This is a genomic window from Klenkia soli (genome assembly GCF_900103975.1).
Taxonomy (GTDB): domain Bacteria; phylum Actinomycetota; class Actinomycetes; order Mycobacteriales; family Geodermatophilaceae; genus Klenkia; species Klenkia soli.
This window is the reverse complement of sequence record NZ_FNIR01000005.1, coordinates 323,723-336,070: the sequence shown is the minus strand read 5'-3', so window position 1 is coordinate 336,070 and position 12,348 is coordinate 323,723. Positions and strand designations below refer to the sequence as shown.

16 protein-coding genes are annotated in these 12,348 nt (G+C 74.0%); 14 read left to right on the top strand and 2 right to left on the bottom strand.

Features of this window, described 5'->3' with window-relative positions; genetic code table 11:
- From BLS67_RS10215 to BLS67_RS10170, 10 genes are all read left to right on the top strand, one after another.
- On the top strand, positions 1 to 668 hold a 668-nt coding region (locus BLS67_RS10215), incomplete at its 5' end, for a putative PEP-binding protein (RefSeq protein ID WP_341350143.1).
- A gap of 213 nt (positions 669 to 881) precedes the next feature.
- Complete coding sequence (locus BLS67_RS10210) at positions 882 to 1,871, top strand: sugar-binding transcriptional regulator (RefSeq protein WP_091244159.1); 990 nt, start codon at positions 882 to 884, stop codon at positions 1,869 to 1,871.
- Entirely contained in the window at positions 1,868 to 2,296 is a 429-nt protein-coding gene (locus tag BLS67_RS23770) for a transcriptional regulator GutM (protein ID WP_091244156.1), read from the top strand. The genes BLS67_RS10210 and BLS67_RS23770 overlap by 4 nt, the downstream gene beginning before the upstream one ends.
- 132 nt (positions 2,297 to 2,428) lie before the next feature.
- Positions 2,429 to 3,031, top strand: coding sequence for a PTS glucitol/sorbitol transporter subunit IIC (srlA, locus tag BLS67_RS10200; RefSeq protein WP_091244153.1), 603 nt, complete (start codon positions 2,429 to 2,431; stop codon positions 3,029 to 3,031).
- Complete coding sequence (locus BLS67_RS10195; RefSeq protein ID WP_091244149.1) at positions 3,028 to 3,621, top strand: PTS glucitol/sorbitol transporter subunit IIB; 594 nt, start codon at positions 3,028 to 3,030, stop codon at positions 3,619 to 3,621. Before srlA ends, BLS67_RS10195 begins: the two co-directional genes overlap by 4 nt.
- 44 nt (positions 3,622 to 3,665) lie before the next feature.
- Positions 3,666 to 4,037, top strand: a complete 372-nt coding sequence (locus BLS67_RS10190; protein ID WP_091244146.1) for a PTS glucitol/sorbitol transporter subunit IIB — start codon at positions 3,666 to 3,668, stop codon at positions 4,035 to 4,037.
- Entirely contained in the window at positions 4,034 to 4,462 is a 429-nt protein-coding gene (locus BLS67_RS10185) for a PTS glucitol/sorbitol transporter subunit IIA (RefSeq protein ID WP_091244143.1), read from the top strand. Before BLS67_RS10190 ends, BLS67_RS10185 begins: the two co-directional genes overlap by 4 nt.
- Positions 4,459 to 5,790: an NAD(P)H-dependent oxidoreductase gene (locus BLS67_RS10180; protein ID WP_109504736.1), complete on the top strand. Its 1,332-nt coding sequence runs from the start codon at positions 4,459 to 4,461 to the stop codon at positions 5,788 to 5,790. The genes BLS67_RS10185 and BLS67_RS10180 overlap by 4 nt, the downstream gene beginning before the upstream one ends.
- A gap of 18 nt (positions 5,791 to 5,808) precedes the next feature.
- The gene (locus BLS67_RS10175) at positions 5,809 to 6,561 is read left to right on the top strand and encodes an IspD/TarI family cytidylyltransferase (RefSeq protein WP_091244140.1); all 753 of its coding nucleotides are present in this window, start codon (positions 5,809 to 5,811) and stop codon (positions 6,559 to 6,561) included.
- Between the two features lies 1 nt (position 6,562).
- On the top strand, positions 6,563 to 6,877 hold the full coding sequence (locus tag BLS67_RS10170; protein ID WP_091244137.1) for a hypothetical protein: 315 nt from the start codon (positions 6,563 to 6,565) through the stop codon (positions 6,875 to 6,877).
- A 14-nt stretch (positions 6,878 to 6,891) separates the two neighbouring features.
- On the opposite strand, the gene BLS67_RS10165 is transcribed toward BLS67_RS10170, so the two are convergent.
- The gene (locus BLS67_RS10165) at positions 6,892 to 7,548 is read right to left on the bottom strand and encodes a 2-C-methyl-D-erythritol 4-phosphate cytidylyltransferase (RefSeq protein ID WP_091244133.1); all 657 of its coding nucleotides are present in this window, start codon (positions 7,546 to 7,548) and stop codon (positions 6,892 to 6,894) included.
- 71 nt (positions 7,549 to 7,619) lie between these two features.
- Here BLS67_RS10165 and cysS point away from each other — a divergent pair, with 71 nt between their 5' ends.
- From cysS to BLS67_RS10145, 4 genes are read left to right on the top strand one after another with little or no spacing between them, the layout of a single operon-like run.
- On the top strand, positions 7,620 to 9,020 hold the full coding sequence (gene cysS, locus BLS67_RS10160; protein WP_091244130.1) for a cysteine--tRNA ligase: 1,401 nt from the start codon (positions 7,620 to 7,622) through the stop codon (positions 9,018 to 9,020).
- A 47-nt stretch (positions 9,021 to 9,067) separates the two neighbouring features.
- Positions 9,068 to 10,036, top strand: coding sequence for a 23S rRNA (guanosine(2251)-2'-O)-methyltransferase RlmB (rlmB, locus tag BLS67_RS10155; RefSeq protein ID WP_091244128.1), 969 nt, complete (start codon positions 9,068 to 9,070; stop codon positions 10,034 to 10,036).
- The gene (locus BLS67_RS10150; protein ID WP_091244125.1) at positions 10,033 to 10,404 is read left to right on the top strand and encodes a cupin domain-containing protein; all 372 of its coding nucleotides are present in this window, start codon (positions 10,033 to 10,035) and stop codon (positions 10,402 to 10,404) included. The genes rlmB and BLS67_RS10150 overlap by 4 nt, the downstream gene beginning before the upstream one ends.
- Complete coding sequence (locus tag BLS67_RS10145; protein ID WP_131801715.1) at positions 10,401 to 10,979, top strand: hypothetical protein; 579 nt, start codon at positions 10,401 to 10,403, stop codon at positions 10,977 to 10,979. The genes BLS67_RS10150 and BLS67_RS10145 overlap by 4 nt, the downstream gene beginning before the upstream one ends.
- 9 nt (positions 10,980 to 10,988) lie before the next feature.
- On the opposite strand, the gene BLS67_RS10140 is transcribed toward BLS67_RS10145, so the two are convergent.
- Positions 10,989 to 12,257 carry a DUF445 domain-containing protein gene (locus tag BLS67_RS10140; RefSeq protein ID WP_242653966.1) on the bottom strand — a complete coding sequence of 423 codons (1,269 nt, stop codon included), beginning with the start codon at positions 12,255 to 12,257 and terminating at the stop codon, positions 10,989 to 10,991.
- Positions 12,258 to 12,348: the final 91 nt, after the last annotated feature.

The window sequence follows — 12,348 nt, the reverse complement described above, 5'->3', positions numbered from 1 at the left end:
CCCCGGAGCCGGTGATCGTGCGGATGAGTGACTTCAAGTCCAACGAGTACGCCAACCTGCTGGGTGGGGAGGCCTACGAGCCGCACGAGGAGAACCCGATGCTGGGCTACCGGGGGGCGTCCCGGTACTTGTCGGCGGACTTCGCGGAGTGCTTCGCGATGGAGTGCGCGGCGTTGAAGCACGTGCGGGACGAGATGGGTCTGACGAACGTCAAGATCATGATCCCGTTCGTGCGGACGGTGGCCGAGATCGAGGGCGTGGTGGAGCTGCTGGCCTCCCACGGGTTGGTGCGGGGGGACAACGACCTGTCGGTGGTGATGATGTGCGAGCTGCCCTCCAACGCGCTGCTGGCTGATGAGTTCCTAGACCACGTGGACGGGTTCTCGATCGGCTCGAACGACATGACGCAGCTGGTGCTGGGTCTGGACCGGGACTCCTCGCTGGTGGCGGCGACGTTCGACGAGCGCAACCCCGCCGTGCTCAAGGTGCTGGAGATGGCCATCAGCGCGTGCCTGGCCCGCGGGAAGTACGTGGGCATCTGCGGTCAGGGTCCCTCCGACCACCCCGACCTCGCGCAGTGGCTGGTGGAGCAGGGCATCGAGTCGATGTCGCTGAACCCCGACACCGTCGTCGACACCTGGCTCGCCATCGCCAAGGCCGGCAGCTGACGCACCTCCGGCGGCCCTGAGCGGCCGCAGGACCGCCGCAGGGCGGGTGGCCCACCCCGCCGGGTGGGCCACCCGCCCTGCGTGGTCCCGGCGCCGTGTGCACCGATGTGCAAGAAAAACGGGAAAAAGTGCACGCCCTACTTGTCGGTGACAGCAGTCACATGCCACTCTTCGTCGCGCACAACGGTGCGCCCAACGTGAACGGAGGTGACGATGCCCGCTCCCCGAGAGGTCGAGGCGCTCGTCGCCGCTGCCCGGCTGTACTACCTGGAGAACCTCTCCCAGGCCGAGGTCGCGCAGCGGTTGGGCACCAGCCGCAGCAACGTCTCGCGCATGCTCGCCTCCGCCGTCGAGCAGGGTGTGGTCGAGATCCGGGTCAACGACCCGGCCGGCCGCGAGCGCCAGCTCGAGGACGCGCTCCGCGACCGGTTCGGCCTCCGTTCGGTGCGGGTCGCCCAGCGCACCGCCGTCGGCCACGCCGACGAGCAGGTCGGCACCCAGGCCGGCCGGTTCCTCCTCAGCGAGCTCCGCGACGGCATGACCGTCGCGCTGTCCTGGGGGAGCGCCCTGCAGTCGATGGTGTGGCACACCACCGCCGAGCACGACTACGCGGTGCGGCTGGTCCAGCTCGTGGGCGGGTTGTCGGCGGTGGACAACGAGGTCTCCGGGCACGAGCTGGTCCGGGAGCTCGCCTCCCGGCTGGGTGCCACCTACCGCTACCTGCACGCCCCGGCCACGCTGACGACGGCCAGCGCCCGCGACGCCCTCGCCGAGGAGGCCTCGGTGGAGCAGGCGCTCGCCGAGGCCCGCCGCGCCGACATCGCCTTCGTCGGCATCGGCACGCCGTCCCACGGCTCGTCGGCCTCGGTGCTCACCGCGCTGGCCCTCGACGCCGAGGAGGCCGCCCAGCTGCGCAAGGCCGAGCCGGTCGGCGACATCGCGGCCCGCTACTTCGACGCCCAGGGCGAGCCGGTCATGGGCGCCGTCCACGAGCGCGTGCTCGCGGTCACCCTGGCCGACCTGGCCGCCATCCCGACCGTCGTCGGCGTGGCCTGCGGCCGGGTCAAGGCCGCCGGTGTGCTGGGTGCGCTGCGCGGCCGGCTGATCGACGTCCTCGTCTGCGACGAGAGCCTGGCCCGCGCCGTCCTCGCGCTGGGCCGCGAGACCGACCCCGACATCGACGAGAGCGAGGCCCCCCGATGAGCTGGTGGCTGCTGTTGGTCCCCGTGGTGCTCGGCACCGTCGTTCAGCTGTGGCTGACGGCCAAGCAGACGACCGCCTGGGCGCAGGAGTTGCGGCGGATCCGCCCGCTGGGCGCCACCGCCGTCGGCAGCGGGGGCCGTCGCTACCGCGGCGGCAAGGCGTTCGTCGCCCTCGCGGTCGCCGACAAGCGGGTCACGGGCGCCTTCTCCCTCCGCGGCTTCACCACCTTCGCCCGCCCCGCGCCGCTGCCCGCCCTGGTGGGCGTGCGGCTGGCCGTGGTGGCCGGCGACCGGCCCCTCGAGGGCCTCACGAACTCCGAGCGGATCGCCGCTCGGGAGGCGGCCGGGATGCTCCGGACCGCCCTGGCCGACGGACCCGGTGCCACGAGCCCCGCCGGGCCCCCGGTCAGCGCCGGGACGACCTAGGCCGCCCCCCGGCGAGACCCGCCGGGACGCCGCCCCGCTCCACCGCACGACCGACCCACCGCAGCACCGGGAACGGTCCCTCAGCCGTGCCCGCGACCACCTCACCCACGCTCCCCAGGAGGGACGCCCGCCATGCTCGTTCTGGCAGCAGACGCACCCCAGGGAGAGGACCCCACCGGCTTCTTCGGTGTCCTCGCCCATGCCGCCGAGTGGTTCATCGGCCTGTTCCAGGCCGGTGCCACGAACTTCGTCGGCCTGCTCGTCGGCATCATCCCGCTGCTCATCGTCCTGCTCACCGCCGTCAACGCCCTGGTCCGGGCGATCGGCGTCGAGCGGATCGAGCGGTTCGGCGAGATGGCCGCCCGCCCCGGGATCCAGTGGTACCCCGTGCGGTACCTGCTCCTCCCGGTGCTCTCGGTCTTCTTCCTGACCAACCCGATGTGCTACACGATGGGCCGCTTCCTGCCCGAGAAGTACAAGCCGGCCTTCTACGACTCCTCGGTGTCCTTCGTGCACCCGATCCTGGGCCTGTTCCCGCACGCCAACCCCGGTGAGCTCTTCGTCTACTACGGCATCGCCGCCGGCATCACCACCCTCGGCTTCGGCCTCGGCGACCTCGCCGTCCGCTTCCTGCTCGTCGGCCTCGTCGTGATCCTCATCCGCGGCGTCGTCACCGAGCTCATCACCGCCCGCCTGCTGGCCCGCAACACCCGCAACGAAGGAGTCGTGGCATGAGCGCCACCACCGAGACCCGCAAGCCGAGCAAGGGCGTCGGGGCAGCGAACAAGGCCAGCAGCGTGCTGGTGCGCGTGGGCAAGGCCGTCGGCGGCGTCGTCGGCGTGCTCTACCAGGCTGGCCGCGACACGATCGACACGGTCATCCGCAACATCATCCCGTTCATGGCCTTCGTGTCGGTGATCGTCGGCATCGTCAACTACACCGGCCTGGGCAACCTGCTGGCGAACTTCGTCGCCCCCCTGGCGTCGAGCCTGATCGGGCTGCTGGCCATCTGCATCTTCTGCGCGATCCCCGTGCTGTCGCCGGTGCTCGGCCCCGGCGCGGTCATCGCGCAGGTCGTCGGCGTGCTGCTGGGCACCCGCATCGGGCAGGGCGACATCCCGCCGCAGTACGCCCTGCCGGCCCTGTTCGCCATCAACCCGCAGGTCGGCTGCGACTTCATCCCCGTCGGCCTGGCCCTCGGCGAGGCCGAGCCGGAGACCGTCGAGGCCGGCGTCCCGGCGGTGCTGTTCAGCCGCCTGGTCACCGGACCCATCGCCGTCGTCATCGCGTACTTCGCCAGCTTCGGCCTGTACTCGTCCAACTGACCCACCCCGCACCACCGCACACGACTGCACCAGAGGAGCACGAGATGCCCGAGTACAAGTCCGTCACCATCAGCAAGGGCCGGGGCGGCTGGGGAGGCCCCCTCACCATCACCCCGACCGACGAGCGGCCGCTGGTCTACAGCGTCACCGGCGGTGGCATCCACCCGGTGGCCGCCCGGATCGCCGAGCTGACCGGGGGCCAGGCGTTCGACGGCTTCAAGAGCTCCGCCCCGTTCGACAAGATCGCCGTGGCCGTCATCGACTGCGGCGGCACCGCCCGGGTCGGCGTCTACCCGATGAAGAAGGTCATGACCGTCGACGTCCACGCGACGTCGCCGTCGGGCCCGCTGGCCTCCTTCATCAAGGAGGACATCTTCGTCTCCGGCGTCGGCGTCGCGGACGTGGTCGAGAAGTGACCGCGCCCGAGGTGACGGTGGAGGAGGAGGTCCTCTACTCCTCCACCGTCACCGCGGTCGGGGAGCAGGTCGGCATGTTCGTCGGGGACCACGGCATCCTGGTCCTCTTCGGCGCCGACTCCCCGGCCGAGCTGCACGAGTTCTCCGCGATCCACGAGGCGACGGTGGCCAGCGCCGGCCCGCGCCCCGGTGACGTCGTCGAGCTCGGGAGCACCCGCATCCCCGTGCTCGCCGTCGGCTCCGTCGTCGAGGCCAACCTGGTGAACCTGGGCCACATCGACTTCAAGGCCAACGGCTCGACCGAGGCCGACATGCCCGGCGACTGCAACCTGCCCGTCGGCAGCCTCGTGCTGCCCCAGCCGGGCGACACCTTCCGCATCCTGCGACCGGCCGGCCCGGTCGCCACCCCCGAGGACCCCTCATGAGCTACAGCTCCCGGCTCGCCGCCCTGGCCGCCGAGCGCGGCCGCCCGGTCCGCATCGCGCTCGTCGGTGCCGGCCAGATGGGCCGCGGGTTCGCCGCCCAGGCCCACCGCATGACCGGTGTGCACGTCTCCGCCGTCGTGGACGTCGTCGCCGAGCGCGCCTCCGAGGCCCTGGTCGGCACCGGGCAGCAGCCGGTGATCAGCCGGGACCTCGACGAGGTCGTCCGGGTGGTCGAGAGCGGGGGCGCCGTGGCCCTCGACGACCTCTCGCTGCTCACCGACCTGCCCGTCGACGTCGTCGTCGAGGCCACCGGCGTGCCCGAGATCGGCGCCCAGGTCGCCGTCCGGTGCCTGCTCGCCGGCAAGGACATCGCCACCCTGAACGTCGAGTCCGACGTGACCATCGGCCGCCTGCTGCACGACCTGGCGCAGTCGACGGGTGCGATCTACTCCATCTGCCGCGGCGACGAGCCGGTCGAGTGCAAGATCCTCGTCGACTACGCCCGCGACCTCTCGATGGAGGTGGTCATGGCCGGCAAGGGCAAGAACAACGCGCTGGACCCGACCGCCACCCCGGCCTCGCTGACCGAGGAGGCGAAGGCCAAGGGCATGAACCCGAAGATGCTGTGCAGCTTCGTCGACGGCTCCAAGGCCATGATCGAGATGGCTGCGCTGGCCAACACCACCGGCCTGGGCGTCTCGACCCGCGGCATGCACGGCCCGGCGTCGACCGTGCCGACCCTGCAGGACACCTTCGCCCTCGTCGAGGACGGCGGGGTGCTGGAGAAGGCCGGCGTCGTCGACTACTGCACCGGCCCGGTGGCGCCCGGCGTCTTCGTCGTCGTCCGCACCGACGACCCCTACGTCAACCACGAGCTGTCCTACCTGAAGATGGGCGCGGGCCCGTACTTCGCGCTTTACCGGCCGTACCACCTGGCCAGCGTCGAGGCCCCGCTCACCGTGGCCGAGATGGTCGTCGACCGGCGGGCCAGCCTGACGTCGGAGTTCTGGACCGCCGAGGTCGGCGCGGTGACCAAGGCCGACCTGGCCGCGGGCAGCGTGCTCGAGGGCGTGGGCGGTGCGCACGTGCACGGCCTGATCGAGGACGCCGGCGACTTCGCCGCGGGCAACCGGGTGCCGCTGGGCGTCATCGCCGGCGCGCGGCTGGTCCGCGACGTCCCGGCCGGTGAGTACCTGACCTACGACGACGTCGAGCTGGCGCCGGACTCGGTCATCGTGGCGCTGCGCAAGCTGCAGGACTCGACCCCGGCCGGCACCGCGCCGGGCGAGGCCGACCTGGTGGCGGCGCTGGGCGGCGTCCCGGCCTGACCGTCCTAGGCTGGTCGGGTGACCGGCCAGCCGACCCCGCCGCGGGCAGCCCTCGTGCTGCTCGCGGCGGGTACGGGTTCGCGGACGGGGCACCGCACGAACAAGGTGTTCCTGCCGCTGGCCGGCCGGCGGGTCTTCGTCTGGACCCTCGACGCCACCGCGCACGACCCCGGCATCGGCCCCGTGGTGCTGGTCGTCCGCGCCGACGAGGTCGAGGCCGCGCAGGCCGTCCTGGCCCGCGAGGCCCCCGGCCGCGACGTCCGGGTGGTGGTCGGCGGGGCCAGCCGGCACGCGTCGGAGTGGAGCGCGGTGCAGGAGCTGCTGCCGTCGATCGAGCAGGGGGAGGTGGACGTCGTGCTGATCCACGATGCCGCCCGCCCGCTGAGCGGCCCCCGTCTGTTCCGCGACGTCGCCGATGCCGCACGGCGGCACGGCGGGGCGGTCCCCGGCCGCCGGCAGCCCGGGTTGCTGCACCGCGACGGGCTCGCCGTCCGGGCGGGGGAGGCCGTCGGCGTGCAGACCCCGCAGGGCTTCACCGCCCGCGAGCTGGTCGGCGCCTACCGCGCGGCCGCCGAGGCCGGGTTCGAGGGCTCCGACACCGCGGCCAGCATCGAGCGCTTCGCCCCGCAGGTGCGCATCTGCAACGTGCCGGGCAGCTCGACCAACATCAAGATCACCTACGCCGAGGACCTCTTCCTCGCCGAGGCGCTGCTGGCCCGGTCGTCGTTCGACGTGCGGCGGCTCGGGCCCGGGGCAGCAGGGGGGAGCTGACGTGGAGGAGCCGGAGTACGCCGACCTGACCTGCACGGCCTGCGGCCGCACCGCCGAGCACGAGCTGCGGCACGTGGGCCGGCTGCTGGCCACCACCACCTGCACCGCGTGCGGGCACGTCGTCGAGGTCGTGCCCCGGTCGATGCTGACCGGCTACCTGCACGACCTCGAGCACCGGGTCACCAGCAAGCCGGTGCGCATGGTCCGTCGGGCGCGCCGCGACCCCCTGCGGTTCGCCCGCGAGCTGCCCGGTGCCCTGCTGCGCCAGCCCGGCAAGCTGCTCGACGAGCTGGGCACCCTGCTCCGCGGCCGCTGAGCCCCTGTCGTTCCTCAGCGCTCGCGGAGGCGGCCGCGCAGGCCGTGCAGGCACTCCATGAGGACGACGTCGTCGGCGTCGGTCAGGCGTCGCCCGGCGGAGGGCACCTCGAAGGGCACCACCGTGCCCGCCCCCTCGAGCGCCTCGAGCACCGCGGTCAGGTCGGCCAGCTGACCGGCCTCGGGGAGCGCTGCGGCCAGGACGTCGAGCAGGCCGGCGCCGACCACGACCGGCGAGGCCAGCGCGCGGAGGGCGTCGCGGTCGACGGTGCCCACGACGGCGCCGTCGACGACCTCCTTGACCGTGTCGGTGACCGGCCGGACGCCGACCACCACGGCGCGCGGCCCGGCGGCGGCCAGCAGCTGCACGGCCTCGCGGACCGACGAGGCCGGCAGCAGCGGGCAGTGCGCGTCGTGCAGCACCAGGCCGTCGACGGCCAGGGACCGCCAGTGCTCGCCGGGGTGCAGGCCGAGCGCACCGGCCAGCCCGCGGCCGAGCACGCGCACCTGCACGGTGCCCACGCCGGACAGCGTGTCGACGCCGTGCGCGGGCAGCGGGCGCCCCTGCAGGCGGAGGTCGGTGATGCCCGCGGGGTTCTCCACGACCAGGCCGAGCAGGCCGGTGGCCCGCGCGGGGCCGCGGGAGGGCGCGGGGGCGCCGGTCGGGGGCATCCCGCTCACGTTACCCAGGAGCGTCGGTCGCGCGGACCGGGAGGTCGGGTGGGGTCCGTACACTCCGGGCAGTGAGCCTCCGCCTGTACGACACGGCCGCGCACGCCGTGCGCGACTTCACGCCCCTGCGTGCCGGCGAGGTGTCGATGTACGTGTGCGGGCTGACCGTGCAGGGCCCGCCGCACATCGGGCACGTGCGGGCGGCGCTGGCCTTCGACGTGCTGCGCCGCTGGCTCACCCACGCCGGGCTCGACGTCACCTTCGTCCGCAACGTCACCGACGTCGACGACAAGATCCTGGCCAAGGCCGAGGCCAACGGCGTCCAGTGGTGGGACTGGGCCTACCGCAACGAGCTGGCCTGCACCCGCGCCTACGAGGTGCTCGGCACGCTGCCCCCCACCTACGAGCCGCGGGCCACCGGGCACGTGCCCGAGATGATCGCGATGATCGCCCGGCTGGTCGAGCGCGGGCACGCCTACGCCGCCGGCGGCGACGTGTACTTCGACGTCCGGTCCTGGCCGGCCTACGGCGAGCTGACCGGGCAGAAGCTGGCCGACCTGCAGCCGGCGGCCGACTCCGACACCGACGACCTCAAGCGCGACCCCCGCGACTTCGCCCTCTGGAAGGCGCACAAGCCCACCGACCCGGCCACCGCCTCCTGGGACACCCCGTGGGGACGCGGCCGGCCGGGCTGGCACCTGGAGTGCTCGGCCATGGCGCACAAGTACCTGGGCGCGGAGTTCGACCTGCACGGCGGTGGGCTGGACCTGCGCTTCCCGCACCACGAGAACGAGCAGGCGCAGTCCCGCGCCGCCGGCGACCCGTTCACCCGGTACTGGCTGCACAACGGCTGGGTCACCCTGGGCGGGGAGAAGATGAGCAAGTCGATGGGCAACACCGCCCTCGTCGACGACGTCGTCACCCGGGTGCGCCCGGTCGAGCTGCGCTACTACCTGGTCGCCCCGCACTACCGGTCCACGATCGAGTTCACCGACGCGGCGCTGGCCGAGGCCGGGCAGGCCTACCGCCGGCTGGAGTCCTTCGTCCGCCGGTCGGTCGAGCGGGTCGGGTCGGTCGAGGTCGGGTCGCTGCCGGCGGCGTTCGTCGAGGCCCTCGACGACGACCTCGGCACCCCGGCCGCGATCGCCGTCGCCCACGAGCACGCCCGGGCCGGCAACACCGCCCTGGCCGACGGCGACGACGAGGCCGTGCGCCGCGAGCTCGGCGCCGTCCGGTCGATGCTCGGCGTCCTCGGGCTCGACCCGCTGGACCCGCACTGGGCCGACGGCGGTGCCGACGACCGGCTGACCGAGGTCACCGACGGCCTGGTGCGGTTGGCCCTCGACCAGCGCGCGGCCGCCCGGGCCCGCAAGGACTACGCGGCGGCCGACGCCATCCGCGACCAGTTGACCACCCTCGGCGTCGTCGTCGAGGACACCCCGTCCGGTCCGCGCTGGGAGCTCTCCCGGTGAACCGCACGGCAGCAGCACGATGAGCCACAGGAAGAGGTGACCCGCTGATGGCGGGCAACAGCCAGCGACGCGGCCGATCGGCCGGCGCCGGGAAGAAGACGGCGACCAGCGGCACGGGCGGCAAGAACCGCCGGTCCCTGGCCGGCCGCGGAGCCACCCCGAAGGCCGAGGACCGGCCCTACCACCCGGCGTACAAGGCGGCGAAGCAGGCCGCGGCGCGGCGGGACAACCGGGCCCGGGTGACCAAGCGCAACGAGGAGCAGCCCGAGCTGCTGCTGGGTCGCAACCCCGTGGTCGAGGCGCTGCGCGCGCGGATCCCGGCGACTGCGCTCTACGTGGTCACCGGCGACACCAGCCGCGGCGGCACCGACGAGCGCATCGCCGAGTCCGTGCAGCTGGCCGCCGACCGCGGGCTGCCGCTGCTCGAGGTCGGGCGCGCCGAGTTCGACCGCATGAGCGACGGTGCCCTGCACCAGGGCATCGGCCTGATGGTGCCGCCCTACGACTACGCGCACCCCGACGACCTGGTCGACATCGCCCGCAACGGCAACCGGCCGCCGCTGGTGGTGGCGCTGGACGGCATCACCGACCCGCGCAACCTGGGTGCCGTCGTCCGGTCCGCCGCGGCGTTCGACGCGCACGGCGTGGTCGTGCCGCAGCGGCGGGCGGTCGGCATGACCGCCTCGGCCTGGCGCACCTCCGCCGGTGCCGCGGCCCGGGTCCGGGTGGCCCGCGCGGTCAACCTGGCCCGTGCCCTGGCCTCCTACCAGGACGCCGGTCTGACCACCGTCGGCCTGGCCGGGGACGAGGCCGACATGGACCTGCACGAGTTCACCGGGTTCGCCGACCCGCTGGCCCTGGTCGTGGGCAACGAGGGCACCGGGCTGTCCCGGTTGGTGCGCGAGCGCTGCGACGTCGTCCTCCGCATCCCGATGACCAAGGACACCGAGTCGCTCAACGTCAGCGTCGCCGCGAGCATCGCCCTCTACGCAGCGGCCGCCGCCCGCCGCCGGTGACGTCCCGGCCGGCCACCGCCATCCGGCTGGAGCTGGCCGCCCACCCCGAGGGCGGCTGGTTCCGGCGCACCTGGACCGGGCCGGCCGGGGACGGCGGGCGTCCGCAGGCCACCGCGATCCTGTTCCTGCTGGCGGCGGGGGAGTCCTCGGCGTGGCACACCGTGGACGCCGACGAGCTGTGGCTCTGGCACGGCCCCGGGCTCCTGCGCCTGCACGTGGGGGACGCCGCCGTCGTCCTGGGCCCGGAGGAGCCGCAGTGCCTCGTCCCGGCCGGGGTGCGGCAGCGGGCCGAGCCGGTAGCCGACGAGGTGCTGGTGAGCTGCGTGGTCTCGCCCGGCTTCGAGTGGTCCGGGTTCACCCTCGGATGAGGCCGGGGAGCTTCGCCGAGGCCCTGAGCGAGGAGTGGAGCCGGTGGGTGCTCGAGCACGGCCTGCCCGAGCCACCCGCGGCGCTGCAGGACGGCGAGTCCGTGCCGGTGGCCTGGTGGACCGGGCCGGACTCGGCGGCGGTGCTGCACGTGCGCCGCTGGCCCCCGGAGGACCTGCAGGACGCCGATGACTCCGACGAGCCCTGGACCGAGGTCGACGTCCAGCTGTTCGAGCGGGTCGGCGACGCCTGGGAGACCGGCCCGAGCGGTGGGGCGGGCGGCTGGTCCGCCCCGACCCTGACCGGGCTGGAGGTCGCGGCCGACCACGCGGACCTCGGCGGCGTCGTCGGCGGGTCAGCCGGGGGGCTCGAGCTGATCGCGCTCTGGGGCGAGGCCGGCGCGGCGGCGGCCACGGTGGAGGTCGAGCAGGACGGCGTCACGACCAGCCGCGCCCTCACCGGGACCCCCGGGTGGGTCGTGGTCTCCGGGGCGGTGCGGGGCGGGTTCCGCGCGCGGGTCCGCGACGCCTCGGGACGGGTGCTCGTCGAGGCGGTGGCCCCGCCCGAGGACTGGTGACGTGCCGCGTCAGCCCAGGAGCTGCGCGATCGAGTAGATGACCAGGCCGGCCAGGCCGCCGACGACGGTGCCGTTGACCCGGATCCACTGCAGGTCGCGGCCGACCTGCAGCTCGATGCGGCGGCTGGTCTCCTCGGTGTCCCAGCGGGCGACCGTGGTGCTGACCAGCTCCGCGGCGTCCCCGCTGAAGCGCTGCACGGCCCACCGCGCGGCCCGCCGGGTCTGCTCCTGCACCTTCGTGCGGACCGTCTCGTCCTCGCGCAGCAGGCGGGCGCCCCGCCGGACGACGTCGGCGACCCGGGCCCGCAGCACGGAGTCGGGGTCGTCGGCGGCGGTCAGCAGCGCGGTCTTGGCGGTGCCCCACAGGCCGGCCGACCAGGTGCGGACGGCGGGGTGGTCCAGCAGGTCGGCCTTGAACTCCTCGACCTTCGCCGCGGTCGCCGGATCGGTGCGCAGCGCCTGCACGTAGGCCCGCAGCCGTGCGTCGTAGGAGCGTCGCAGCTCGTGCTGCGGGTCGGCACCGACCTCGGCCAGGAAGCGCTGCACGCCGTCGAAGGCCCGCACGAAGACCCGGTCGTCGACCCAGTCGGGCACCCAGACCGGCGAGGCGTCGGAGAGCTGCGCGCGGAACAGCGACCGGTTGTCGCGCAGGAACCCGGCCAGCCCGGTGAGCCCGGCCGACAGGACGTCCTGGTGCTTGTCGCCGTCGACGACGGCCTCGATCACCCGGGCCAGGACGGGCGCGGCCGGCGTCTCGCGCGCCTTCCGGTCGACCAGCGACCCCACCGCCTCCTGCACCACGTCGTCGTCGAGCAGGTCGAACAACGCCCGGACGGCGGTCCCGGCGTCCGCGGCCAGCCGCTCGGCCCGCCCGGGCGCACCGAGGAACTCGCCGATCCGGCCCGGGACGTCGTAGGCGGCGAGCCGCTCGTCGACCACCGCCGGGGTCAGGAAGTTCTCCTGCACGAAGACGCCGAGGCTCTCGCCGATCTGGTCCTTCTTGCGCGGGATGATCGCGGTGTGCGGGATCGGCAGCCGCAACGGGTGCCGGAAGAGCGCGGTGACGGCGAACCAGTCGGCCAGCGCACCCACCATCGAGGCCTCGGCGGTGGCCCGGACGTAGCCGACCCAGGTGCGGTCGCCGCCGAGCAGGACGCAGGCCAGGAAGACCAGCGCGGCGGCCACGAACAGCCCGGTGGCCAGGCGCTTCATCTTCGCCAGGTCGCTGGCCCGGGCCGGGTCGTCCAGGGCGCCGGTCAGCGGGAGGGGTGCGGCCACGGAGTCCAGCGTAGGGATCGGCTCCGCGGGGCCGCCGTCCTCACGAACGGTGCGCCGACCGCGCCACCGTTCGTGCAGTCGGCCCCCCGGT